This is a genomic window from Caballeronia sp. BCC1704, from assembly GCF_902833455.1.
Classification (GTDB): domain Bacteria; phylum Pseudomonadota; class Gammaproteobacteria; order Burkholderiales; family Burkholderiaceae; genus Caballeronia.
Window position 1 is genome coordinate 937,292 of record NZ_CADFFT010000002.1, and the last position, 24,259, is coordinate 961,550.

Below are 24,259 nucleotides of genomic sequence, written 5' to 3' on the forward strand. Positions count from 1 at the left end.
GTCTGTTCGTTCGAATTTTGCGAGGCTGGGTTTTTATATGAGTAATTGCCTGACGCCCGGAACAACGGGGCGTTCGGGCATTCGGTTGACAGCTTGAAAGATATTTTTGAGACGCGCTTTTCGGCCAAAAGGCGGTAAAAAAGCCGCGATACCGGAAATTACCGATTCGCGGCTATGGATGTAATAGCTTCTGATGTGTTGTTACTACGCTGTGACATCGGACAAAACGAGGGTTTGCCCGGTGCTTATCGCTGAGGCACGCCTTTGCGCCACGCGCCCCAGTGGGAGACGATTTCCTGGACGAAAGGATTGCCGGTCAGATACAAATTCTGGATGGCGGGTGTAAAACCGCCCTGCGCCGAATAGTTCAGTAGGTTGTCGCTGGCCGTCTGGCCTTCGTACGGCCGGTCGAAGTCCGAGCCGGCGCGCAGGTCCGCCACGCGCGACAAATCCACTCGCCTGACGCTCGCGGCGCGCTTGAGCGCCTCGAAGGTCGCGTTGTCCTCCTGCTGCGTCGTGCAGTAGACGCCCTTCCCGTCAGTCAGGAGGCGCGTCCAGTAACGCGCCCGCTCGCCGATGTACTTGCCCGACCACCAGGTATCGCCCGCGAGCGTGTCGCACTGGATCACGCGTGGCGGCTGGTTCGCCGGCGCGTAGTTGAACTTGGCGCGTGCCACCTTCGCCTGATCGCTGTCGGAGAGCGTCACGTTGCGCGAAAGCGCGTAGGCCGCGTCCGCGAGCGACGCGTTCAGCGCGAACACTTCCGTGCGATAGTCGAGCGGCGGTTTGTCGTGCGGGCTCTTCGTGTTGATGCCGAGGAAGCCGGTCGGCCAGTCCGCGGGCTTTTCGCGGGCGTCGATTTCCCACTGAATGCCGAAATCGACCAGATACTTCGCCCACGCCGCCGAGCCGAGCGTGCCCCGCGCCGGATCGATTCCCGCGATGCCCGCGATCAGAAAGTACGTGTGCCGCAGATCGAAGCGGTCGGAGAACGTCAACGCCATGATCGACGCCGTGGCGTTCGCGTGGCCCATGCCGGTGGTGATGACGCACACGTCGTCGCGGTTGCAGTGCACGTCCGGATAGTCCGGCGAAAGTCCCGGCACATGCACCGCCTGCCACGGTCCGAGGTTGTCGAGCCAGACCTGGCCTTCGGGCCCGAACATGGTGACGATCATCACCTTGACGTGCCGGCCGCCGTCTCCGTGGCGTTCGCCGTCTCCGTGGCGTTCGCCGCTCATGTCGTCGGGTTGTTGCGCGAAGGCGCAACCGGTGAATGCGCACAGCGTCGCGAGGCCGGCGGCGGCGAGCGCCGTGCGCATTTTCGCGGGCGCGCGCTTGAAACGAGTCGATTGAAACCGTGCGGCGATTTTCATGGCGAGCATCGTCCTCTTGAAGGTTCGAACTTCGAAGAAAAGCCGGCGCGCCGTGGCAATCATGTGCCGGCGCGACCGGCCCGGACGATTATAGGAGAGCCAATAAGCTATTCGACCGCGCGGGCTCCGATGCTCATGTACCGCTCTGCGCGCCGCGCGGCGGCGGCGCGTTCGCGGCGACATTGCTGCCGGCGGCCGCTTCGCTCGTCGGATGCTGCGACGCCTTCGACGGCTCCGCGCGCTGTTCCGCGCCTGTCCGTTCGCTATCTTGCTGAAGCTCCTGCGCGGTCTCGTGCCCGTTGCCGCCGACGATCACGAAGTTGCGCTGCGGATTCGCGATCTCGATGCCGCGCGCCGTGAACTCGTTGAGAATGCGCCGGTTGAACTCGCGCTGCACCGGCCAGCGCGCGCTGTCGCGACACTGAATCTGGCCGGCGAGCGTGACGGTCGAACCATCGACCGCATCCACGCCCCAGAAGCTGAAGTCGGAGAGAATACCGTCGCTAAACGCCTCGTCCTGGCGCAGCGCGCTGCCGATCTCCTTCAGCGTCGCAATGGCGAGATCGACGTCCTGGCCGAGCGCAATCGACACGCGCACCGCCGCGTTGCCGATGCCCCGGTTCGTGTTGTTCACCGTCGTCACGGAACTGAACGGCACGGTGTAGAGCGAGCCGTCGCCGCCGCGCAGGCGCACCGTGCGGATCGACAGATACTCCACCGTGCCCGACACGCCCGCGACCGTGACCCAGTCGCCGACCTGCATCGCGTTCTCCATCAACAGGAAGATGCCGGTGATGAAGTCCTGCACGAGCTTCTGCGAGCCGAAGCCCAGCGCCACGCCGAAGATGCTGGCGCTCGCGAGCAGCGGCGCGGTGTTCACGCCGATCTCCGAGAGCCCCGTCAGCACGACCACCATGCCGATGACGACGAGGAGCGCCGTGCGCATCATCGGCAAGAGCGTGCGCAGGCGCGCGGCACGCACGCGGTCGCCCGTGGCGTTCCACTGTTCGAGACGACGCTCGACCAGCACGTTGGCCGTCTCCCATACGAGCACCGCGAACACGGCGGCGACCGCGATGGTCAGAATCGCCGACGCGAGCCGGTTGCCCACGCCGCCCGAGGTGAAGAAGCGCACGACATGCACGCCCCACACTTCGAGCAGCGCAATGACGGTCGCCACGCCGATGACCGTCTGCACGATCCGGCGCAGCATCGGGTAATAGCGGTACGCATGGCGATGCGCGATGGACTTGCTCGCGAAGTCTTCGTCTTCGTTGTCGCGGAAAATGCGCCCGAGCGCGCCGAACGCGACGATCGCGGCCACGCGCGCGCCGACCAGCACCAGCAGCGACACGCCGCCGAGGTGGAAGAGCGTGCTGTAGCCGTTCTGCACGTCGAGCGCCCACACGAACCACAGCGCGATCACGAAGAAGATCGCGACGCCCGCCCAGACATCGGCGACCCAGCTGCCGACGAGCGCGATCGACCGATACGCCGTCATGCGCTGGCGAATGCTCTCGCCGACGAGCCTGCGGGATTCGAAGATCACCCACGCGACCATCAGATGCACGACGAGCGTGACGATTTTTAGAATCGCGATATGCGCGGCATCGGTCAGGCCGAGCGGCTCGCAGCCGTTCGCGAGCGCGATACCGGCGCCCGCCACGATCACGATGCGCAGCAGCCAGCGGTACATGTACATCGCGTACTGATCGCGCATTTGCAGGAGCCGCAAGCCGCGCGCGCGCGGCGCGACGAAGAAGCCGAACACGATCATCACGAGGCGGCAGACCAGATACACGTCGATCAACGCGCCCGCGACGTGCGCCTCGGTCGTGTTGTCGTCGATGAAAACCGACATCAGCACGGTCGCCGCGCCCATGAACACGCCGAGCGGGATCAGCTTCAGCACGAGATACAGCAGCGCGTTCGGCAGCCGCCGCAGCAAGGTCCAGTGCCGCGCCGCATGGCGCTTGCCACGTGCTGCGTCCGCCTTTCGCTCCGCGACATGCTGCTGCACTTCGTCGCCGGAGCGGTGCGCCGCATCCTCGGCATGTTCGGCGGCGCGTTGCTCCTGCACCAGTTCCGGCTCGGTCACTTCGGCGTCCGCGACTCCGCGCGCGGCGACTTTCTCGCGCGACTTCCTCAGAAGGCGCCCCGCCAGATATTCGATCACGAGCGCGGGCAGGAGCGAGAGCAGCACCGACCATGCGACGTGGGCCATCAGATCCCGCGCCTGCTCGCTCGCGAGCCGGTCGTGCCACCAGTGCACCACCGAGCGCACGTTGAGCAGCGCCGCCACCGAGTGCCGCAGCCCCGTGCAGAAATGCACGAGCCAGTTGCCCGCCTGACGCGAAATCTGCGATGCGAGGCCGTTGGCCTTCAGCGAATTCGCCAGCACGCCCGACGCCCCGGATGCCGGCGCGGCGCCCGCAGCCGAAGCAGGCTGCGCCGCGCTCGCCGGCGCGGCGAGCGTGCCGGCCGCGGCCACCGCGCGCAGCGTGTCGGCGACTTGCGCGCGCCGCTGCGGATCGTTTAGGACGGAGAGCGCATCGCGCGCCTGTTGCGGCGTCAGCGCGACCGCGGGCTGCGACGCATGCTGCGCGGGCGCGGCGGCCAGGGCGGTTGGCGAGAGCATCGAGACGAGGCCCGACACGACAATGAAATAGACGGCAAGTAAATAGTTGCGCATGGGTCGGATGAAGATCACGAAATTTCGGGGACTCGATGCGGACGACGCGCACGGCACGGAATCACGCGATGGCTCGACAGGCGGCGCGCCGCAAGCACTGCACGCCGCGGACCGAAGCGTGCTATCGCGTTGATGTTGAAACCACAATGACAAGGACAATGCTCAAACGTTCGCAGTACCGGGGTCGATTTCGCTGGTTGAAAGACGGTGCGCGGGAGGCGAAAGTCGCGCTCGCGGCGGCTTCGTTGTCTGTAGCACTTGGCGCACCCGCTCCGCTTTTTGCGTCGCCGGGCGGCATGCCGAACACGCCGCGCGCCGCGCCGGGCTCGCTTGCCGCCAACGGGCGACACGCCGCGCCGTTGCCCGAGATGGGCGTCACGCAGGTTCCGGACCACGGCCGCACCCAAGTGCCCGCGACGCCTGTCACGCCGCGTCCGCACCATGCGCGTCCGCCCGCGCATCTACCCTGATACGCGGCGCAGGTGCTTAAGCAGCGGCGGCAGACTTGCGCACTTCGCGCGGCACATCCGGCTCGAAGAACACCCAGCGCACCTGGGGAAAAGCACGCTGAAGGTCTTCTTCGATGACGTTGATCGCATCGATCATCGCCCGGCCGCTCGGGTAGTCGATCATCTCTGCCTGCACCGCGACGACGAGATGCTTGCCCCACTGCAACGTAATAAGGCTGATGATGTGCGTGACCTCCGGACGGGCGCGCAGATGCGCGTCGATGGCCTTGCGCACTTCGGGGCTCGCGGACTCGCCGACGATCATCGACTTCACCTCGCGGGCGACGAGAAACGCGATGACCATGAGCAGCAGGCCGACGCCGATGGAGCCGGCGGCATCGTAGGCGGGATTGCCGGTGATCATCGTGAGCAGCACGGCGGTGAAGGCGATGGCGAGACCCGCGAGCGCGGCCACGTCTTCGCCCGCCACGACGAGCAGCTCCGATTCGCGCGTCTCGCGGAACCATCGCCACAGCGTCTTGTTCGGCGTGGTCTTGCGAATCTCGCGCATGGCGCCGGCAAGCGAAAACGCCTCCAGCGCGACGGACACGCCGAGAATCACGAGCGCGACGATCGGATTCGACAACGGCTCATGGTGCAGCAGCCGATGCGCGCCCTCGTACACCGAAAACGCCCCGCCCACGAAGAAGAGCAACAGCGCGACGAGAAGCGCGTAGAAGTAGATCTCGCGTCCCGAGCCGAGCGGATGCAGCGCGTTCGCCGGAGCCTGCGCGCGCTTGAGCCCAAAGAGCAGCAGCAGTTGATTGCCGCAGTCGGCGGTGGAATGAATGGCTTCCGCGAACATCGAGCCGGAACCCGTGAACGCGGCTGCCGCGAACTTGCAAACCGCAATGCCGAGATTCGCGGCGAGCGCGTAGAAGATGGCTTTCGGCGATTCTTCCTTCATGTGCACCCGCTGAGGATTGTCCAGGAGAGTTGTGTTAGCGCACCTCGACGCGCCCCGCGCCGTCCGTCATTTCGCCGATGACCGCCGCCTCGGCGAAGCCATCGGCACGGAAAATCGCCAGCACGTCGTCGACGGCTTCGGGCGCGCACGACACGAGCAGCCCGCCCGATGTCTGCGGATCGGTGAGCAAGGTTCGGGCCGCTTCCATCGACGTGCCCGCCAATTCGCCCAGCGTGACGTCCGCGCCATACGCGGCCCAGTTGCGGCCCGACGCGCCCGTGAAGATGCCGGCGTGCACGAATCGCTCCACCTGCGGCAGCCACGGCAGCGCGGCATAACGGATGCGCGCCGTCAGCCGCGCGCCGCGCGCGAGTTCCAGCGTGTGCCCGAGCAGACCGAAGCCCGTGACATCGGTGAGCGCGTGAACGCCGTCGAGTTGCGCGAGTTCCGCGCCGGGGCGATTGAGCTTGGTGGTCGCGGCGATCATCGCGGCGTAGCCGGCCGCATCGAGCTGATTCTTCTTGAGCGCCGCCGAGAGCACGCCGACGCCGAGCGGCTTGCCGAGAATCAGCACGTCGCCCGCGCGGGCCGCCGCGTTGCGCTTCACGCGCGACGGATGCACGACGCCGAGCGCCGCGAGCCCGTAAATCGGCTCGACGGAGTCGATCGAGTGGCCGCCCGCGACCGGTATGCCCGCCTCCGCGCACACCGCCTCGCCGCCCTTCAGCACTTGCGCGATGACGTCGTGCGGCAGCACGTTGATCGGCATGCCGACGAGCGCGAGCGCGAGAATCGGCTTGCCACCCATCGCGTAGACGTCGGAGAGCGCGTTGGTCGCGGCGATGCGGCCGAAGTCGAACGGATCGTCGACGATCGGCATGAAGAAGTCCGTCGTCGCGACGATGGCTTGTTCATCGTTGAGCCGGTACACGGCGGCGTCGTCGGCGGTGTCGTTGCCGACGAGCAGATTCGGGAACGCGGGCATCGGCGCGCTGCGCTTGAGCAGATCGGCGAGCAGGCCCGGCGCGATCTTGCAGCCGCAGCCGCCGCCATGCGAGAGGCTCGTGAGACGCGGGCCGTTTGTCGATTCAGGGGTAAGTGCGGTATCGGTCATCGTTTGAGTCATGCCAGAAAGTCTTCGATGACCTGCATTATCGCCGCTCGCGGCCCGGCGCGTCTTTACGCGATCCGTTCGAAGAGGCCGGGGTAGTCGGTCACGAGGCCGTCGTCATCGACCGCGATCTCGGCGGTAAAGCCCGTGTCGAGTCCTTCGAAGCGGTAACGCCTGTTCAGCTCGATACATGTATAAGCTTGCGCGACAGCGCTCACCGTCATCTCGGGAACACGCACGTACGCGACGCGAATCTCGCGCCGCTCGCCCGGCTGCAAGCGCAGGCGGCGGATGGGCAACGTGTTAGTGAACGGCGTCGCGATGATGTCCACGTCGATGCAGCCGTTGAGAGCCTCGTGCGGCGCGCCGTGCTCGTCGGTCCACGCGTGCGCGCGATGCAGATCGATCGACCCGCCGCCGGCTAGCTTCACGGCAAGCCGCGTGACCTGCCAGCGCGCATCGCACTCGATACGGTAGGTGATGCCGAACGCCCCGGCCTCGCCCTCCCCCACGACGACACTTTCGATGACGACGCCATCGGACCGCTGATCGAGCACGAGGTGCTCGAGCCCTCGACCGTCCCGCTGCATCCATCGCGCTTGTTTCATGATGTGCCTCGATTCATAAGCCGGCTCACGACAAGCATACAACGCGACGCGAAGGCTTTCGATCGGCATTCGATCTTCGATGCGCTCGACGGAGAAAAACATCGCACGGTATACTTCGGCATCTCAAAAACGAGCCGCGCTTCTCCCTGCGATGCGCGTCCGTGCTCCATCTCGTTCCCTGCCGACAACGCCCATCGTGACTGCATGAAACCCTTGATCGCCCCTGCGCTGTGCGCGCTTCTGCTTTCGGCGTCGCTGTTCCAGATGGTTCAGGCTCAAGAGACGCCCGACCCTACCGAAGACTATTCGTATCTCACGCGCCTGCATGTGCCCGATACCGTCGTGCAATGCGTCGCGGCTTTCGACCGCTGGGTCGAGAACGCGCCGAAGTACGACACGCTGATCGTGCCGGACCGCCGCGTGCTGTCCGCGAAGATCGACGACGACACGGCGATCCTGAGCCCCGCCAATCCCATTCCCGTCGACAAGGTGATCTTGATGCGCGCGTTTGCCAAGGCGCGCGGCAAGGCGCAATGGATGCGCGTCGATAGCCGCTGCGGCGTGCGCGACGGACAAGTGGTCGGCGTCTCGCTCACGCCGAACATGAAGCCGCAGATCGTGCGATGAACGGCGGCAAGCGTCGTGTTTATAAGCCTGCTTCGTAAATATTTCAGGCAACACTTTTGCTTACAAACGAACACGGCTTGTCATTTTGCTAACAGCTAAATTGGTTTCCACGGATTCACACGGAGAAACCCATGAAGAAGTTAGCGATTCTTGCGGTACTGAGCGTGGTGTTGGGAAGCACGCTGTCGGGCTGCATCATCGTGCCCGATGGAGGCGGCTATCACCACCATCACGACTATTACCGCTAAAGCCGGAACGGTCTGACACGCTGCGAACCATTTACTTGAAGGAGCCAATCATGTTCGACATGACAAAGAAGAGCCTGCTTATCGCTTCCGTTGCCGCTTCGCTCGGCTTAGGTCTCGTGAACGTCGCATCCGCTGATGTTCATCACGGGCATCACCATGCCGTGAAAGTGGGCTGGCACGGCGATCGTTACTGGGACGGGCACCGCTATTGGCAGCGCGCGGAGTGGGAACGTCATCACATGCATCACGGTTGATCCCGGGCTTCGCTCGATAGAAAGCCGCAGCGCATCGGGTCGCTGCGGCTTTTTGTTTTCTCGGCGGGTCGTGCTGGGACCTGTTGGACCGGATGGTGCATTCGAGCAGCCCGAGCGTGAGCGTCTTCGCGCACGAGACCGCGTTGGAGCCTACGCGGTCTGATTGTTCCTCATGTCGATCAATCCCGTAACGGCACCCATCGCGCCACCATGCCGATTCTGCAGAATATATTCTTGCTTCATGCGTGAGAACGATAGACCGACTGTTTCGATTGCGTAACCGCCGTCAGCCGAAGGCAAGACTTTTTGTGATTACCACATCGGACATCGTGATTCGATAGAACGTAAACGGCAACCCGCCCGCTTTGCGCATCGAGAGTTTGACTTCGCTGATGTGCTTGCCCTGGAAGCAGAAGGCCGCGAGCGTCGGTGATGCGCAATCTACCTCGTGCTGAAACACGAGATCGGACACTGAGGCTTTGCTTGCGCCGCCGCCGGAGCCTGACAGCATGCGTGCATCTTGTTCGATGAGAAACTGTCAGTGAATTACGTCGATGGCGTTGGGGAAGTCCGCATCTTGTGACTCGCCTTTGATGCCGTCGAGCTGGATAAAGATGTCTGAAGTCATTCGAGATGTCCTATTACCTACGGCGTACTGGGTTCATTCGTGCGCGTTTCGTGCCTCTGTGCTCACCGGCGCTGTGTCGCGCGCCACCACTTCGCAACACGCCACAAACAAAGCAGGCCGATGCTCGCAACCATCCAGCAAACCAGAAACGTTGCTAGAAGACTGGTGTCGATAATGTCTTCGATGGGAGGATCGTTAGCGCCAAACACGGCCAATAGACGGCGCGTGGCAACGTCCATCCAATAAGGCATCTCGTCCTCACGGATTACGATGGCTCGGGTGAGCCACACGCCCCCCATGACCGAGCCGATCACAAAGATGCCACCTAAGGCCGCGCGCCGAAGAAGGGTTGATGTACGCGGAGTCATCATCGAACCGTCACCGTGCCGTATGCTTTCATCGAGGATCCGGGCACCGACAAAACTGGCGGCGAACGCCGGATGAATCGTTGTAACAGTTCGAATTCAGCGGGATTCACTAAAGTAATGCAGCCTTCGCTAAGTTCGCGTCGGCCTTCTGGATGCAAGCGAAAGTTTCGACGCGCGACGCCGTTCACCATCGTTACGTTGCCGCTTTTCGGATTCCACAGCGGAACCATTTCGTGCGGTCGGCCGAAGCTATCGGTGAGAGGATGTCGCGCATTCTCCCGAGCAGTCCGCCGGATTGCCGGTCCACTAGATAATAGATTCCCGGCGGTATCGGCCCGACGTCGGGCGTCTCAATCCGTGCCGGATTATCCCGGCCTTCTTTTTGTCCCGAGAACGCCTCTACCGTTCCATACCCCTCACACACGAGTGTGGAAGTGCGGCGATTATTTAATGTGAAGACGCAGCGAACCGGCATGCTCAAGACCTTGCTGTTTCGCGCTCAGCGCTACGAGAATGGGGAACCGTGAGATATCCATCGCCGCGGCGCTCATTCTCATTCTTCTCGGCGCGCAAGAGCGGGAGCCTCTCCACGAACCGCATAGACGAACGGTTTCCGCAAATGATCGCGCTGGTTCGGCTTGATGACCTCATAAATTCTTGCGACAGCGCAGTTATCTCGGAGCTAATTAGCCGAATGGCAACGAACCGAGCACCGCGCAAGTCGTCACCCGGATCTTGCGTAGCACGCACATGAACACCCTTAATCATATTAAGCATTCCCTATCAATTAAGACATCGGCGCCGTAAGAGTAGCGCTAACGAAGAATGCTATGTATGGATTTCTGTCACTTCACCTGACGCTTGCGCCCAACCAGACATTGCGTGAATCCACGCGTCACCAATTCTTCGGATCCCCGCCCAGTTCCTTGCACGTGTCATAGGCGATCGCCTGCAGCTTCGCCTGCCCGATTTGCCCGGAGAGCGCATAGCCGACGCGATCCGATGCCCAGTAGTACGTCGTACGCGGACCGTCGCGCAGCATCCTGACCTTCGCGTCGTTGCGCGCGACGGTGGTCATGTACAGCGTGAGCCGTTCGCCCGATGCGTTCTGATACATGAATTGCGCGGCCGGCCCTTCTTCGCCCGGCAAGAGACGCCCGCCGACGAGCTCGAAGCCGTACTCCGCAAGCGATGGAATCGTGAGCGTCCGGTTGAGCCGCTTCGACAGCCAGTTCACGAGATGATCCTGCTGTGACGCCGCCACTTCCACCGCGTGCCGCTGCTCGGGCGCATACACCGCGTAGGCGATATCCGCGCGCTCAGCGAAACGCGCACGTGGCTCGCCCAAAGAAGGCAGCAGCATGTGCATGAGAAATCCGCACGCGATACCGACGACGAGAAGGCACGCAGCCAGCAGATAACGTTGCCTCGCGGGCGGCCGCATCACGACGATCTGCGGCTCCGCCCGTTCCGCCGCGAACAGCGCGCGCAACGCGTTGTCCTGCGCGCGATAAGCGGCCACCGTCGCTTCGCAGGCGGCGTCGTTAGCGATGCGCACGGCGGTCGCGTCGCGTTCGTCGCCGGGCAACTCGTCGTCGATATAGGCGGAGAGCGCCTGCAACGCGCGCTCGTTGTCGTCGGCCGGGCGGTCTTGATTCGTCATGAGCGGCTCACCACTTTCAACGGCGCAGGACGCTCCTTCTCTTCGCCCAGCAAGACGCGCATATGTTCGCGCGCCCGCGAGAGGCGCGACATGACCGTGCCCGCCGGCACGTTCAGCACCTGCGACGCTTCCTGATAACTCATTTCCTCGACGCATACGAGCAGCATCACTTCGCGCTGCTCGACCGGCAGACAGTACAGCGCGCGCTGCACGTCGCGCAGCACGAGGCCATCGACTTCGCCGCGCGGCGCGGCCATCTGCCGCCAGGGCGCGGTTTCATCGTCGACGGCAATATCGCGGCGTCCCCGCAACTGATCGATATAGATGTTGCGCATGATCGTGAACAGCCACGCGCGCAAATTCGTGCCCGCGCGGAACATGCTCGCGCGGTTGAGCGCGCGTTCGGTGGCATCCTGCACGAGGTCGTCGGCCCACGCGCGATCGCCCGTCAGTGCGCGCGCATAGCGGCGCAACTGCGGGAGGTGCGCGAGAAGATCGTGCTCGAAGTTCACGAGCGTGCTTCCGAGTGTGCTTTATATCGCGCCGGTCACGGCTTCAAGGCTTGACCACGTGCCACACGTTGCGAAAGTTGTCGCCGTTCTTGTCGCCGGGCTTCGTGTCCTTGGCGAACCGGTACACGCGCTTGCCGTCGTAGGCCCATTGCTTGCCGCCGTCGGCCGCTTCGGTCGTCCATTTGCCGCTCGGCTGGTCGGAGTCGCTCGCCATCGCGGCCGGCCACGCCTGCGCGCAGCCGCCAGTGCACGCGCTCGGGCTGCCTTTGGTGTCCTTGTCGAACGTGTAGAGCGTCATGCCGTTTTCGTCGACATACATGCCGTTGGCTTCCTTGGGCGCCGCCGCGAAAGCCGACGACGCGACGCACGCGACGGTTGCGGTGACGCTGACGCTCATCAAAATGTGCTTGTTCATTTCATCTTCCTCGCGAAAAAAGTACGTGGCAGTTTCCGCAGAACGTCCCGCGGCGCTGCGTTATTCCGCGGACGATGAAATAAACCGATGCGGCAGCGCCGACGCATCGCCAGTCAGCATTCGTGAGGTCATGCGCAGTGCGTCGTGCGTCGTGCGGCTCATGCGCCGGCGGCGGCCGCATCGCGCCAGCGGCGCGTATCGCGCAGGGGCGGCGCGCCGAAGAGCCGGCTGTACTCGCGGCTGAACTGCGACGCGCTTTCATAGCCTACGCGATGCGCGGCCGTCGCGGCATCCGCGATATCGAGCAGCATGAGCCGCCGCGCTTCCTGCAAGCGCAACTGCTTCTGATATTGCAGCGGGCTCATCGCGGTCACGGCCTTGAAGTGATGATGCAGCGACGACACGCTCATATGCACGTCCTTCGCGATGTCCTCCACGCGCAACGGCTGATCGAAATGCTGACGCAGCAGCTTGATGGCCTTCGCGATGCGCTGCGTCTGGCTGTCGTTGAGCGCGATCTGGCGCAGCCGCGCGCCGGAGCCGTTCATCAGCAGCCGGTACAGAATCTCGCGCTTGACGAGCGGCGCGACGATCGGCACGTCTTCCGGCGTGTCGATGAGGCGCAAGAGGCGCAGCACGGCGTCGAGCATCGACGTGCCGAGGCGATTGACGAACAGGCCGCGCGAAGCGTCGGTCTGCGTCGCGGGCGGCAGGTTCTGGTCCTGGATCAGCGAGGTGATCTCTTCGACATCGAGGTCGAGCCGCAGGCCGAGATACGGCTCCGAATCGCTCGCGACCGTCACCTGGCCGATCACCGGCAAATCGACGGACGAAACGAGATAGTGCATCGGATCGTAGACGTACACCTCGTCGCCGACGATCACGCGCTTCGAACCCTGCGCGATGAGCGCGAGCGCCGGCGTCTGGATGCCCGGCTTCGGCCCGCCGGGATTCATCACGCGATGCAGGAAAAGGCCCGGCACCGGCGTCTCCGTCGTGCCTTCGCAGCCTACGGTAAAGCGGTCGATCAGCGCGACCAGATCGAGCCGCGCCTGATCGAGCGTGGAGTCGGATGAAACGCGGTGCGTTTCGCGGGAATGATCGTGACCATCTTTTCCGGCGAGGCCGGGCGTGTCGTTCAGCGCCATGGTTTCCGAAGGGACTCGAGCGTGGAAGAAGTCGACATAGCTTACTCGCGCGAGCGCGATCGTGCGCGCAAGCTGCCCCCGCGTTTGCAGGAACAGGCAAGGATTCGACAGGATCAGGCTATGAACGCCGCGCGTTGCCGGACGATACTGCATTGGCGGCACCGAACGCTCGTCGCATTTCAGCGAACGCTTCACGCCTATCGTCCACTCGGGAGCAACCATGCGCTACAGGAAATTCGGCAACACCGGCCTCTTCGTCTCCGAACTGTGCCTCGGCACCATGACGTTCGGCGGCGGTGGCGGCGGCATCTGGGACAACATCGGCCAGCTTCAGCAGGCGGACGCCGACAAGCTCGTCGGCCGGTCGCTCGACGCGGGCATCAACTTCATCGACACCGCCGATGTCTACGCCGACGGCCAGTCGGAAATCATCACCGGACAGGCGCTCAAGAACCTGAAGGTGCCGCGCGAGAATGTCGTCGTCGGGACGAAGATTCTGGGCGAAGCGGGCACCAAGAGCGTGAATTCGCGGGGCGCGTCGCGGTTTCACATCATCGACGGCGTGAAGGCGAGCCTCAAGCGCCTGCAACTCGATCACGTCGATCTCTATCAGATTCACGGCTTCGATCCGGCCACGCCGATCGAAGAAACGCTGCGCGCGCTCGATACGCTCGTGCAGCACGGCCACGTGCGCTACATCGGCGTGTCAAACTGGGCGGCCTGGCAAATCATGAAGGCGCTCGGCATTTCGGAGCGGCTCGGGCTCGCGCGCTTCGAATCGTTGCAGGCGTATTACACGATCGCCGGACGCGATCTGGAACGCGAACTGGTGCCGCTCTTGCAGAGCGAAAACGTCGGGCTGATGGTGTGGAGCCCGCTCGCGGGCGGCCTGCTCTCGGGCAAGTTCACGCGCGAAGGCGGCAAGGAAGAAGGCAGCCGCCGCTCGAAGTTCGACTTCCCGCCGGTCAACGTCGATCGCGCGTACGACTGCATCGACGCGATGCGCCGCGTGGCCGAGGCGAAGAGCGTGTCGGTCGCGCAGATCGCGCTTGCGTGGCTCTTGCACCAGAAAGTGGTGACGAGCGTGATCGTCGGCGCAAAGCGCATCGAGCAACTCGATGACAACATCGCGGCGACGAACGTGCGGCTCAGCGAGGACGAACTCGCGGCGCTCAACGAAGTGAGCCAGTTGCCGGCCGAATACCCCGGCTGGATGCTAACGCGCCAGGGCGAATACCGCCGCAACCAGTTGACGGAAGCGGCGGGCGAGTAAGTCTCGGGCTCGCGAGGGTAGCCGGCAGGCCGGTCAAATGATCGGCTTGCCGCCCGTCACCGCGATGGTCGCGCCAGAGATGTAGCTGCCCTCGTCCGAAGCCAGCATCACATAGGCGGGCGCGAGTTCGGCGGGCTGGCCGGGGCGCTTCATCGGCACCTGCGAGCCGAAGTTCTTCACCTTCTCGGCCGGCATCGTCGACGGAATCAGCGGCGTCCAGATCGGGCCCGGCGCGACGCAGTTCACGCGAATGCCGCGCTCTGCCAGCAACTGCGCGAGCCCGCCCGTGAAGTTCTGGATCGCGCCCTTCGTGCTCGCATACGCGATCAGGCCGGGATTCGGCGAGTCCGCGTTCACGGACGTCGTGTTGATGATCGCCGCGCCTTCCTTCATGTGCGCGAGCGCCGCCTTCGTGATGCGGAACATCGCGCCGATGTTCGTCGAATAGGTCTTGTCCCACTCGTCGTCGCTGATTTCTTCGAGGCTGTCGTAGGTCATCTGATACGCCGCGTTGTTCACGAGCACGTCGAGCCGGCCGAACGCATCGGCCGTTTTTGCGACGATGTCGCGGCAATGCTGGCGATCCGTGATGTCGCCGGGCAGCAAGAGCGCCTTGCGCCCCGCCTGCTCGATCCAGCGCGCGGTTTCCTTCGCGTCGTCGTGTTCGTCCAGATAGGCGATGGCGACGTCCGCCCCCTCGCGCGCAAAGGCGATCGCCACCGCGCGGCCGATGCCGCTGTCGCCACCCGTGATCAGCGCCGCTTTGCCGGCAAGCCGGCCGCTGCCTTTGTAAGTCTCTTCGCCGTGATCGGGCTTCGGATTCATCGCTTCGGTCAGGCCCGGCGTGCGTTCCTGTTGCTGGTCGGCGAAAGGCGGCTTCGGATATGCGCTTGCGTCCATGTCGGTGTCCTCGTGTTGATGAGTCGGGATAAACCCTTGGTCAGCAAGCACCGGACCCGATTTCACAAGGGTTTGCGGCCGTTATCCCGATATTGGATAGGCGCTATCCGCTGTATCGCGTTGCGGCATATCGCCACGATGCCGACACTGTACGCACAACATCACGACGCAACGGAGACATTCATGCGTACTCAAGTCGGCATCGTCGGCGCGGGCCCGGCGGGGCTTCTGCTCTCTCATCTCCTTCATCTGCGCGGCATCGAATCGGTCGTGCTCGAAGTGCGCAGCCAGCAGGACATCGAATCCACCATTCGCGCGGGCGTGCTAGAACAAGGCACGATGGACCTGCTCAACGAAGCCGGCCTCGGCGCGCGGATGCAGGCCCAAGGCGCGCTGCATCACGGTTTCGAACTCGCGTTCGAAGGACAGCGGCGACGCATTGCCCTGACCGAACTGACCGGCCACTCGATCACGGTCTACGCGCAGCACGAAGTCATCAAGGATCTGGTCGCGGCGCGCATGGCGGCGAACGGTGCGCTGAAGTTCAACGTGTCGGACGTTTCGCTGCACGACTTCGCCGAGAACAGCGACCGCAAGCCGCGCATCAAGTACCGCCACGAGGGACGCGACGAAGAGCTGGAGTGCGACTTCATCATCGGCTGCGACGGCTCGCAAGGCGTCTCCCGCAAGTGCATTCCGGAGGCGGTGCGGCAGGACTATCAGCGCGTGTACCCGTTCGGCTGGTTCGGCATTCTGGTTGAAGCGCCGCCTTCGTCCGACGAACTCATCTACGCGCGGCACGACCGCGGCTTCGCGCTCATCAGCACGCGCTCGCCCGGCGTGCAGCGCATGTACTTCCAGTGCGACCCGAAAGATTCGGTCGATGCCTGGTCCGACGACCGCATCTGGGCCGAACTGCACGCACGCGTCGATACGGCGGACGGCTGGCAGATCACTGAAGGGCGCATTTTTCAGAAGAACATCGTCGGCATGCGCAGCTTCGTTTCCACGCCGATGCAGTCCGGCAAGCTCTTCCTCGCCGGCGACGCGGCGCACATCGTGCCGCCGACCGGCGCGAAGGGCATGAATCTGGCGGTGTCGGACGTGCGCGTGCTGACGGCGGCGCTCGTCGGCTATTACGAGGAAAACGACGCGGCCTCGCTTGCCCGTTACACGGAGACGGCGCTCAAGCGCGTGTGGCGCGCCGAGCACTTTTCATGGTGGATGACGCGCATGCTGCACAAGCTCGACGACAACTCGCCTTTCGAGCAGCGGCTGCAAGTTGCCGAGCTCGAGCATGTGACGACGTCGCGCGCAGCGGCCACCGCGCTTGCGGAGAATTACGTCGGGAGTGTGGCGGTTTGAGTTAGCGTTCGCTTCGCTCCGCGCTGCGTTGTTGGTGAGGCGCTGGGCGTGGCAGTTTGATCAGCGGCTGGACTCCCTCGGCCGCTTGAAGGCCTACTCCCAATCACGCTTCCCTCTCCGACGAGGGCGCCCGGCACCCGTCCGCGCGCCCCCGCGGACTTCACAGCACCGCCACGACCCGCGCATCGCCCTCCACCGACGGCACCACTTGCCCGCCCACACGCCGGAACGTGATGGTGACGTTCTTCTCGCCGATTCGCAGATCCCCGATCTCCAGCCAGTCGATGCCCTCGGGCAACTGCGGCCGGTCGACGCGGATTTCGTCGTTGACCGCGTCGATCGTCACGCCCAGACACGCCTCAAGAATCATGAACGGCGCCCCCGCCGCCCATGCCTGCGGCAGGCACGCCACCGGGTACGCAATGGGCCGCTCGCCGCGCTGCCGCGTGAAGCCGCAAAAGAGCTCGGGCAAGCGCATGTCGAACGTGACGGCCGCCTCGAACAACGATTGCAGCAGGCCAACCGCCGCGCCGCGCTCGCCGTAGCGTGCAAGGCCGCGCGCGCAGATGGCCGAATCGTGCGGCCATACGGAGCCGTTGTGATACGACATCGGATTGAAGCGCGGCTGCCCTGCTGCGAGCGTGCGCACGCCCCAGCCGGTGTGAAAGAGCGCGGATTCCAGTTGACGCGCGACCGCCTCGCCGCGCTTGCGCTCCACGAGGTCGAATGCAAGCAGATGCCCCGCGTTCGACGAGAGCACCCGGCAAAGCTCGTTGCGCCCATCCAGCGCGATGCCGTAGAAGTCCATCTCGGGCATCCAGAAGAGCGCCTCGACGCGTTCGCGTATGTGCTCGGCGCGCCGCTCGAACTCCGCTACCCGCTCATGCTCGCCGCGCTCGCGGGCAAGGCGGGCCATCGTGGAGAACGCCGTTGATGCATAAGCCTGCACTTCCACGAGCGAAATCGGCCCGATCGGGAACTGGCCGTCCGCATGAAACACGGAGTCATGACTGTCTTTCCAGCCCTGATTGGCAAGGCCGTATTCGGTCGCCCGCTGGTAGCTCAAGAGACCATGCGGGTTTCGGTCGCAATGGCGCGCCACCCAGCCGGCGGCCAGTTGCAGCGCCGGCCAGATTTCGTCGATGAGCGCGCGGTCTCCCGTGCGCTCCGCATACGCGCCGGCAAGCACGATGAAAAGCGGCGTGCTGTCCACGCCGCCGTAGTACAGCGCGAACGGCACTTCGCCGGTGGCCGCCATTTCGCTCTTGCGGGTCTCGTGCATGATCTTGCCGACTTCGGCGTCTCTGAACGCCGAGTCTTCGCGCGCCTGATGCGCAGCCAGAAAGCGCAGGACGCCGCGCGCGAGCGTCGGCTGCAGCCACAGCATTTGCAGCGACGTGATGATGGCGTCGCGTCCGAACGGCGTCGAGAACCACGGAATGCCCGCGTACGGGTACGGGCCGGTTTCGAGATCCGTGGTCAGCAAGCCGAGGTCCGCGAGCGACCGGTCGATCCATTCACTGAAGAGCGGATTGCTCGATCTGACGCGGGCGCCGGCGCGGCGCTTGTCGCGCATGCTGCGGTGCGCGTCGACGAGCGCCTCGCGGATGGCCGGCCGTCCCGATTCCGGCGCGCATTCCGGGGCTTCCGCTGCGTTGCGCTTGCTTTCCTCGCTGGCGTCGTTCAGGGCGTGCGTGACCGCCGTGACCGACAAATACACCGAAATCGCCGTCTCCGACTGAATGTGGAGCGCGTAGTCGGCGCGCGTCGGCGAGAGAACGTCCGGGGCGGGCGTGAACTGGATGCGCGCGGTGCGCTCTACTTCGTCCAGTCCGATGTAGCTCAGCACGACTTCCCCGTTTTCGACGGCGGGCGGGCGCAAAGTGCCGCGTTTCGGCCGAATGGTGCCGCGCACTTCGAACATGTCCAGGAAGTCGGCGGCGAACGAGATGGAAAGCGGCACCGTCGACGGTTCCGTGCCGTAGTTCGTGAGCACGATGCTTTCGTGCAGCACGTGTCCCGATAGCACACGTTTGCGCTCGACGTGAATCACGCCCTCCGGCGTGCGTGCCCCGCCGATGGGCGGCAAGGGCCGGTTCGTCAGATGCGCGGTGAACACGGCGTTGTCGCTCGAAACGCTCCCCGATAGCAGCGAAGGCGCGCGGCCGCCGAAGGTCAACACCAGTTCCGAAAGCACGCGCGTGTCGTTGACGAACAGGCCGTCGTCACGACCGCGGATATCGCCGTTGGCGTCGTAGACGGCGAAGGTGTTGCCGGACTTGAGGACGAATTGCCGCTCGGTCGGCTGGTTGACGTTCTCGGTTGGGATGAATGCCTCGTCCGTCGCCGCCAACTGCTGCTGTTGCTGCTGCTGTTGTTGCTGTTGCGTCGGGTTCTGCGTCTGTTGCTTCGTATCCATTGCACCTTCCTGAAAGTGACGTGAAAGGGGCGCCCGATGGCGCAAAGTGGCGATTCGCAGTGCGCCGTGAGCCGTTACAGGCGAACGGCCGGCGGCTCGCGCACGGGTTTCGTGCAGCAGGTGAACCGCTGACCGGCTATCATCGACGGTTTTTCGACCCACCGACGCCTGACCGGTTCTCTCCGCGCGCATGTCATTTCCGCATATCGACTTACTTTATTCCGCTTCCGGGCTGGCGGTCGGCTTTCTCGTCGGGCTGACCGGCGTGGGCGGCGGCTCGCTGATGACGCCGCTGCTCGTGCTCCTCTTCGGTATCCATCCGGCCACCGCCGTGGGAACCGACCTGCTGTATGCCGCCGCCACCAAAACCGCGGGAACGCTCGTCCACGGCCTGAAAGGGTCCGTCGACTGGCGCATCACCGGTAGGCTGGCGGCAGGCAGCGTGCCCGCGGCCGCCGTCACCCTGTACTTCCTGAATCAGCACGGGATTACCTCGCCCGGCACGGCGCGGCTGATTCAGTTGATCCTCGGCACGGCGCTCCTGATAACCGCCGTATCCCTCGTGTTCCGACCGCAGCTCGCGCGCTTCGCTTACCGCAAGGGCCATAGCCGCCCGGAACGGCCCGCGCGCACGGCGGCGTGGACCGTGCTGACCGGCGCGATCCTCGGCACGCTGGTTTCCATTACGTCCGTCGGCGCCGGGGCCATCGGCGTGACCGTCTTACTGCTGCTCTACCCGCGCCTCGCGACGGTGCGCATAGTCGGCTCCGATGTCGCGCACGCCGTGCCGCTCACGCTCATTGCCGGCGCGGGCCACTGGATGATGGGCTCGGTCGACTGGTCGTTGCTCGTGTCGCTCCTCGTGGGTTCGATTCCGGGCATCGTGATCGGCAGCAATCTCTCGTCCAAGGCGCCCGAAGCACTGCTGCGCTACCTGCTCGCCGCCACCCTCGTTCTCGTCGGAATAAAGCTCGTCTTCAGTTGATGTTAGTCACGCGGCTCGGCGGTTTCCAGTCGGCCGAATGTCATAGGCAAAATCGCATGTTCCGGTTTTTTTGCTTATGCCGTTCGGCCGGGTTTCCGTCATCCGGTCGATGCGGCATCATGCGCTGTCAGACCCAACGAGGCGCGAGCGTCAGGCGAGCGTCGTTTTGGCGTCGATCATCCGCGCGCCGGCCGGCGTGTGCATGCAACGAGGAGTCACGCGATGAAACCGAACGACGAGCCGAATCTCGAACTTCCCGCAGCCGACGACGCCCCTGTCGACCCCGCGCGGCGGCGCTTGCTGGCTGCGGGCGTCGGCCTTGCCGGATGGTCGCTCGGCGGCTGCAATCTGTTCGATCACAAGCCGGCCACGCCGAAGACGGCGGCAGACCTTACGCTGGACCGCGCGCTCGCGGCGCATGCGCGCCAGATCGTCGTGATCTACGCCGAAAACCGCAGCTTCACGAATCTCTACGGGGACTATCCGGGCGTGCAGTATCCGCTCTCGGCAGTGACGTCCGCGCAATGCACGCAGTTCGACCGCGACGGCGTGACGCCCCTGCCCACGCTGCCCAAGATCTGGGGCGGCCTGGTGCCGCAGGCTCAGGAAGTGGATGGCAAGCGTTACGCCATTGCGGAACATCAGATCAGCGAGCTGCCCAACGGCCCTTTCCGCCTCATGGACGCGCACGGCGAACCGCTGCCCAACAGCGTCATCACGCGTGATCTGGTGCATCGCTTCTATCAGAACCAGATGCAGATCAACGCCGGGCGCAACAATCAGTTTGCGGCGTGGGGCGACTCGGGCGGCCTCGTCATGGGCCACTACCGGAATTCGCCCGATACGCTGAAGCTTTGGGGCCTCGCGCAGCAGTACACGCTCTGCGACAACTTCTTCATGTCCGCGTTCGGCGGCTCGTGGCTGAACCACATCTTCCTGATTTCGGCGCAGGCACCCTTCTATCCGGACGCAAAGAACGGCCCGGCGGCGAAACTGCTGGCTGTCGTCGAAGGCGACGACCCAACCGGCACGCGTCTCAAGCTCGCGCCCGATTCGCCAGGCTCTGCGCTGGACGGCCCGCCGAAGTTTGTCCGCGACGGCGCGCTGACCGCCGACGGCTACGCGGTCAACACCATGTTCCCGCCGTATCAGCCGAGCAACGTGAAGCCCGCGCCCGGCGGCGACCCGCGCTTCGCGGATACGTCGAACGCGCTGGTGCTCCCGCCGCAGACCTACGCGACCATCGGCGACCGCTTGTCGGACAAGGGCGTCGACTGGGCGTGGTACAGCGGCGCGTGGCAATACGCGCTCGATCACCGCGACACCGGCGCGGTGCCCGACTTCCAGTACCACCACCAGCCGTTCAACTACTTTCGCAACTATGCGCCCGGCACGGCCGCCCGCGAGCGGCATGTGCGCGATGCCGGCATCGGCGACGATCCTTCCACGAACAAACTGCTCGCCGATATCGACGCCGGCCGCCTGCCGCCTGTCACGTTCTACAAGCCGCAGGGCAACTTGAACATGCACGCCGGCTACGCGGATGTCGCCTCGGGCGACCGCCACATCGCCAATGTGATCGAGCATATCCGGCGCGGTCCGCAGTGGCAGAACACGGTCGTCATCGTGACCGTCGACGAAAACGGCGGCTGGTGGGATCACGTCGCGCCGCCGAAGGGCGGCCGCTGGGGGCCGGGCTCGCGCATTCCGGCGCTCGTCATCTCGCCGTTCGCGAAGCAGGGCTATGTCGATCACACGGTCTACGACACGAACTCGATCCTGCGCTTCATCTCGCGCGTGCATGACCTTGCGCCGCTCGACGGCGTGGCCGCGCGCGACCGGGCGATGGCGGCCAACGGCGAAGCGCCGCTCGGCGATCTGACCAACGCGCTGGATCTCGCTTAAACCGGAGCCGGTTCGACCCACGCACGCGCCGAGATTTCGAGCAGATAGCCGTAATGCAGCGCGCCGACCGGCACGACGGCGCGCGCCGGCTTCCACGCGCCGAAATGACGCGCGTAGATGTCGTTGAACGCCTTCCAGTGCTCGACGCCGACGAGATAGACCGTCACTTCGATGCAGTCCGCGAGCGCTGCGCCCGCCGCTTCGAGCACGGTTCGTAGGTTGCGCAAGGTCTGCTCGGCCTGCTCTTCGAAAGGAAGGTCGCCGGTGTGCGTGCCGTCCGGGCGCACGGGCAACTGGCCCGAGACGCAGATCAGATTGCCGGCGCGCGTCGCATGGCTGTAGTGGCCGGCGGGAATGGGCAGGCCGGGGGCGTTGATCGCTTCGATCGGTGGCATGGTGGAGTCCTGTATCGAGTGGGAGCAGCGGTGCCGTCAGAGCGCCAGCTTGCCCGCGAGAAAGTCGAGGAACGCGCGGGCCCGCGCGGCCATCGACTCGCTTTGGTAATAGACGGCGCTGATCGGCTGGCGAACGTCGCGCAGCGCATCGTCGAGAATCGGGCGCAGGCGGCCCGCTTTGACATCGGCGGCAGTCATGAAGTCGGCGAGACACGCAATGCCGCCGCCGTCGAGTGCCAACTGCCGGATCGTCTCGCCGCTCGACGCGGAAATCGCGGGCTCCACGGTCACGAACTCCGCCTCGCGCCCTCCGCGCGTATTCCGCAGTGGCCAGTCGTTGAGACTCTCGGGCGCCGTGAAGCCGATCAGCCGGGCGCACATGAGTTCGTCGACGTCGCGCGGCTCGCCGTGCTCGGCCAGATAAGCCGGACTGGCGAGCACGCGCAAGCGGCTACTGCCGAGCGCGCGTGCGTGCAGCGTGGAATCCTGCAGCGCGCCGATCCGGATCGCAATATCGACACGCTGTTCCAGCAAGTCGACGATGCGCTCGTTGCTCGTCAGTTCCAGCGAAATATCTGGATAGAGCTCGGCGAACGCTCTGACGTGCGGCACGACGCAATGAAGCATGAACGGCGACGCCGCATCCACGCGCAGCCGGCCCGCCGGGCGCTCGCGGCGTCGGGAAAGCGCTTCCTCGGCGTCGTCCATCGCGGCGAGTATCGCGCGGGCGCGGGTCAGGAACAGCTCGCCTTCGTCGGTGAGTTGCAGCCGGCGGGTCGTGCGGCGAACGAGCGTCGCATCGAGTTTCTTCTCCAGCCGCGTCAGCGTCCGACTCACGCCCGACACCGTCTGTTGCAGGCGTTCGGCCGCCGCCGTCATCGATCCGCTGTCGACGACGGTCACGAACACGAGCAATTCGTCGGTGTTGGTCTTCATGGCGGCGCGTCGATTATTGAATTCCAGTCAAGTTTCCTTTGAGACTAACACGGTTTTTGCGAAAGTCGAAACGGACGATACTGGGCGCACTGGTTCAATCAATGGAGCAACGAATGAATATATTTGTGACTGGCGCGGGCGGTTTTATCGGCGGATCGATTGCGGCGGGGCTGGTTCGTGACGGGCATCGCGTGCGTGGACTCATCCGCCGCGAAGAGCAGCGTGATGCGCTGAAGCGCGCGGGCATCGAGCCGGTCGTCGGCAGTCTGGACGACAGCGCCCTGCTCGCCGATGAAGCGCGAACCGCCGATGCCGTCATCAACGCGGCCAGCAGCGATCATCGCGGCGCGGTCGAGGCATTGGTGCGTGCGCTCGAAGGGTCGGACAAGCCGCTGCTGCACACGAGCGGATCGAGCATCGTCGGGGACGGTTCGGGCGGCGAGGCGTCGGAGGACATCTACACCGAGGCGCAGTTGCCCGAGCCGACCGCCGACAAGGCGCCGCGCGTCGCCATCGACCGTCTCGTGCTCGACGCAGCTAAGCGCGGCGTGCGCTCGGCGGTGCTCTGCAACACGCTCATCTACGGTCACGGCGCGATTCCGGACACCGCGAGCGTCCAGTTGCCGCGTCTCGAGCGGCAAGCGAAGAAGAGCGGCGTGGTCAGGCACGTCGGCCGCGGCTTGAATATCTGGTCGAACGTCCATATCGACGACGTCGTCGATGCGTACCGGCTGGCACTCGCGAAGACGCCGGCGGGCGCGTTCTACTTCATCGAGAGCGGCGAGGCGCAGTTCCGCGACATGACGACCGCGATGGCGAAGGCGCTCGGCTTGCGTGGCCCGGAAGACTGGCCGCTGGAACAGGCGATCGAGGAATGGGGCTACGAGATGGCGTCCTACGGGCTCGGGTCGAACAGCCGCGTGCGGGGCGAGCGCGCCCGCACGCTCCTCGGCTGGCAACCGAAGCGCACGTCGGTGATCGAGTGGATCGAAAAAGAGATGGTGCGCTGATTGGC

General features: G+C 64.7%; 26 protein-coding genes. 8 read left to right on the forward strand and 18 right to left on the reverse strand.

Features of this window, described 5'->3' with window-relative positions; genetic code table 11:
* Positions 1–245: 245 nt before the first annotated feature.
* Positions 246–1,376, reverse strand: a complete 1,131-nt coding sequence (locus HWX53_RS13965) for a purine nucleoside permease (protein WP_244140110.1) — start codon at positions 1,374–1,376, stop codon at positions 246–248.
* A 133-nt stretch (positions 1,377–1,509) separates the two neighbouring features.
* Positions 1,510–4,068, reverse strand: a complete 2,559-nt coding sequence (locus HWX53_RS13970; RefSeq protein WP_175942438.1) for a mechanosensitive ion channel domain-containing protein — start codon at positions 4,066–4,068, stop codon at positions 1,510–1,512.
* A 245-nt stretch (positions 4,069–4,313) separates the two neighbouring features.
* Here HWX53_RS13970 and HWX53_RS13975 point away from each other — a divergent pair, with 245 nt between their 5' ends.
* The gene (locus tag HWX53_RS13975) at positions 4,314–4,538 is read left to right on the forward strand and encodes a hypothetical protein (RefSeq protein ID WP_175941726.1); all 225 of its coding nucleotides are present in this window, start codon (positions 4,314–4,316) and stop codon (positions 4,536–4,538) included.
* A gap of 16 nt (positions 4,539–4,554) precedes the next feature.
* Here HWX53_RS13975 and HWX53_RS13980 read toward each other — a convergent pair whose 3' ends face one another.
* The 3 genes from HWX53_RS13980 to HWX53_RS13990 form a co-directional block, all read right to left on the reverse strand.
* Positions 4,555–5,484, reverse strand: coding sequence for a cation diffusion facilitator family transporter (locus tag HWX53_RS13980; RefSeq protein WP_175941727.1), 930 nt, complete (start codon positions 5,482–5,484; stop codon positions 4,555–4,557).
* Positions 5,485–5,518: 34 nt separating this feature from the next.
* Positions 5,519–6,598: a selenide, water dikinase SelD gene (gene selD, locus HWX53_RS13985; protein ID WP_175941728.1), complete on the reverse strand. Its 1,080-nt coding sequence runs from the start codon at positions 6,596–6,598 to the stop codon at positions 5,519–5,521.
* A 65-nt stretch (positions 6,599–6,663) separates the two neighbouring features.
* Entirely contained in the window at positions 6,664–7,203 is a 540-nt protein-coding gene (locus tag HWX53_RS13990) for a putative glycolipid-binding domain-containing protein (protein ID WP_175941730.1), read from the reverse strand.
* A 204-nt stretch (positions 7,204–7,407) separates the two neighbouring features.
* Between HWX53_RS13990 and HWX53_RS13995 the strand changes: the two genes are divergently transcribed.
* On the forward strand, positions 7,408–7,830 hold the full coding sequence (locus HWX53_RS13995) for a hypothetical protein (protein WP_175941732.1): 423 nt from the start codon (positions 7,408–7,410) through the stop codon (positions 7,828–7,830).
* Between the two features lie 298 nt (positions 7,831–8,128).
* Positions 8,129–8,332: a hypothetical protein gene (locus HWX53_RS14000; RefSeq protein WP_175941734.1), complete on the forward strand. Its 204-nt coding sequence runs from the start codon at positions 8,129–8,131 to the stop codon at positions 8,330–8,332.
* 286 nt (positions 8,333–8,618) lie between these two features.
* Here the strand turns inward: HWX53_RS14000 and HWX53_RS27665 are convergent, their stop codons facing one another.
* From HWX53_RS27665 to HWX53_RS14035, 9 genes are all read right to left on the reverse strand, one after another.
* Positions 8,619–8,843 (reverse strand): type VI secretion system tube protein Hcp, encoded by a 225-nt coding sequence (locus HWX53_RS27665; RefSeq protein ID WP_241269929.1) that lies wholly within the window; start codon positions 8,841–8,843, stop codon positions 8,619–8,621.
* 27 nt (positions 8,844–8,870) lie between these two features.
* On the reverse strand, positions 8,871–8,960 hold the full coding sequence (locus tag HWX53_RS27670) for a type VI secretion system tube protein Hcp (protein WP_241269930.1): 90 nt from the start codon (positions 8,958–8,960) through the stop codon (positions 8,871–8,873).
* 62 nt (positions 8,961–9,022) lie between these two features.
* Positions 9,023–9,331 (reverse strand): hypothetical protein, encoded by a 309-nt coding sequence (locus HWX53_RS14010; RefSeq protein ID WP_175941737.1) that lies wholly within the window; start codon positions 9,329–9,331, stop codon positions 9,023–9,025.
* On the reverse strand, positions 9,328–9,558 hold the full coding sequence (locus HWX53_RS28045; RefSeq protein WP_347879158.1) for a tlde1 domain-containing protein: 231 nt from the start codon (positions 9,556–9,558) through the stop codon (positions 9,328–9,330). Before HWX53_RS28045 ends, HWX53_RS14010 begins: the two co-directional genes overlap by 4 nt.
* The gene (locus tag HWX53_RS28050) at positions 9,522–9,803 is read right to left on the reverse strand and encodes a tlde1 domain-containing protein (protein ID WP_347879161.1); all 282 of its coding nucleotides are present in this window, start codon (positions 9,801–9,803) and stop codon (positions 9,522–9,524) included. The genes HWX53_RS28045 and HWX53_RS28050 overlap by 37 nt, the downstream gene beginning before the upstream one ends.
* Before the next feature lie 420 nt (positions 9,804–10,223).
* Positions 10,224–10,991, reverse strand: a complete 768-nt coding sequence (locus HWX53_RS14020; protein WP_175941740.1) for an anti-sigma factor — start codon at positions 10,989–10,991, stop codon at positions 10,224–10,226.
* Positions 10,988–11,503 carry a sigma-70 family RNA polymerase sigma factor gene (locus HWX53_RS14025; protein ID WP_175941743.1) on the reverse strand — a complete coding sequence of 172 codons (516 nt, stop codon included), beginning with the start codon at positions 11,501–11,503 and terminating at the stop codon, positions 10,988–10,990. Before HWX53_RS14025 ends, HWX53_RS14020 begins: the two co-directional genes overlap by 4 nt.
* Before the next feature lie 43 nt (positions 11,504–11,546).
* Positions 11,547–11,918: a hypothetical protein gene (locus HWX53_RS14030; protein ID WP_175941746.1), complete on the reverse strand. Its 372-nt coding sequence runs from the start codon at positions 11,916–11,918 to the stop codon at positions 11,547–11,549.
* Positions 11,919–12,076: 158 nt separating this feature from the next.
* A complete protein-coding gene (locus HWX53_RS14035; RefSeq protein WP_175942440.1) occupies positions 12,077–13,066 on the reverse strand; it encodes an AraC family transcriptional regulator in 990 nt (329 codons plus the stop codon).
* Positions 13,067–13,286: 220 nt separating this feature from the next.
* Here HWX53_RS14035 and HWX53_RS14040 point away from each other — a divergent pair, with 220 nt between their 5' ends.
* Positions 13,287–14,339, forward strand: coding sequence for an aldo/keto reductase (locus HWX53_RS14040; RefSeq protein ID WP_175941749.1), 1,053 nt, complete (start codon positions 13,287–13,289; stop codon positions 14,337–14,339).
* A gap of 33 nt (positions 14,340–14,372) precedes the next feature.
* Here the strand turns inward: HWX53_RS14040 and HWX53_RS14045 are convergent, their stop codons facing one another.
* Positions 14,373–15,239 (reverse strand): SDR family oxidoreductase, encoded by an 867-nt coding sequence (locus HWX53_RS14045; protein WP_175941751.1) that lies wholly within the window; start codon positions 15,237–15,239, stop codon positions 14,373–14,375.
* Positions 15,240–15,422: 183 nt separating this feature from the next.
* Here HWX53_RS14045 and HWX53_RS14050 point away from each other — a divergent pair, with 183 nt between their 5' ends.
* The gene (locus tag HWX53_RS14050; protein ID WP_175941753.1) at positions 15,423–16,604 is read left to right on the forward strand and encodes a 4-hydroxybenzoate 3-monooxygenase; all 1,182 of its coding nucleotides are present in this window, start codon (positions 15,423–15,425) and stop codon (positions 16,602–16,604) included.
* Positions 16,605–16,764: 160 nt separating this feature from the next.
* Here HWX53_RS14050 and HWX53_RS14055 read toward each other — a convergent pair whose 3' ends face one another.
* On the reverse strand, positions 16,765–19,023 hold the full coding sequence (locus tag HWX53_RS14055; RefSeq protein ID WP_175941755.1) for an amylo-alpha-1,6-glucosidase: 2,259 nt from the start codon (positions 19,021–19,023) through the stop codon (positions 16,765–16,767).
* A gap of 190 nt (positions 19,024–19,213) precedes the next feature.
* Here HWX53_RS14055 and HWX53_RS14060 point away from each other — a divergent pair, with 190 nt between their 5' ends.
* Together HWX53_RS14060 and HWX53_RS14065 are read left to right on the forward strand one after the other, a co-directional pair.
* Positions 19,214–20,008, forward strand: a complete 795-nt coding sequence (locus HWX53_RS14060) for a sulfite exporter TauE/SafE family protein (protein WP_175941758.1) — start codon at positions 19,214–19,216, stop codon at positions 20,006–20,008.
* A 222-nt stretch (positions 20,009–20,230) separates the two neighbouring features.
* Positions 20,231–21,913 (forward strand): acid phosphatase, encoded by a 1,683-nt coding sequence (locus tag HWX53_RS14065; RefSeq protein WP_175941760.1) that lies wholly within the window; start codon positions 20,231–20,233, stop codon positions 21,911–21,913.
* Here the strand turns inward: HWX53_RS14065 and HWX53_RS14070 are convergent.
* Both HWX53_RS14070 and HWX53_RS14075 read right to left on the reverse strand, forming a co-directional pair.
* Positions 21,910–22,308 (reverse strand): RidA family protein, encoded by a 399-nt coding sequence (locus HWX53_RS14070; protein ID WP_175941762.1) that lies wholly within the window; start codon positions 22,306–22,308, stop codon positions 21,910–21,912. The genes HWX53_RS14065 and HWX53_RS14070 overlap by 4 nt on opposite strands.
* A gap of 36 nt (positions 22,309–22,344) precedes the next feature.
* Entirely contained in the window at positions 22,345–23,244 is a 900-nt protein-coding gene (locus HWX53_RS14075; protein ID WP_175941763.1) for a LysR family transcriptional regulator, read from the reverse strand.
* A gap of 113 nt (positions 23,245–23,357) precedes the next feature.
* Here HWX53_RS14075 and HWX53_RS14080 point away from each other — a divergent pair, with 113 nt between their 5' ends.
* Positions 23,358–24,254: an NAD-dependent epimerase/dehydratase family protein gene (locus tag HWX53_RS14080; RefSeq protein ID WP_175941765.1), complete on the forward strand. Its 897-nt coding sequence runs from the start codon at positions 23,358–23,360 to the stop codon at positions 24,252–24,254.
* The last annotated feature ends 5 nt before the right edge of the window (positions 24,255–24,259 follow it).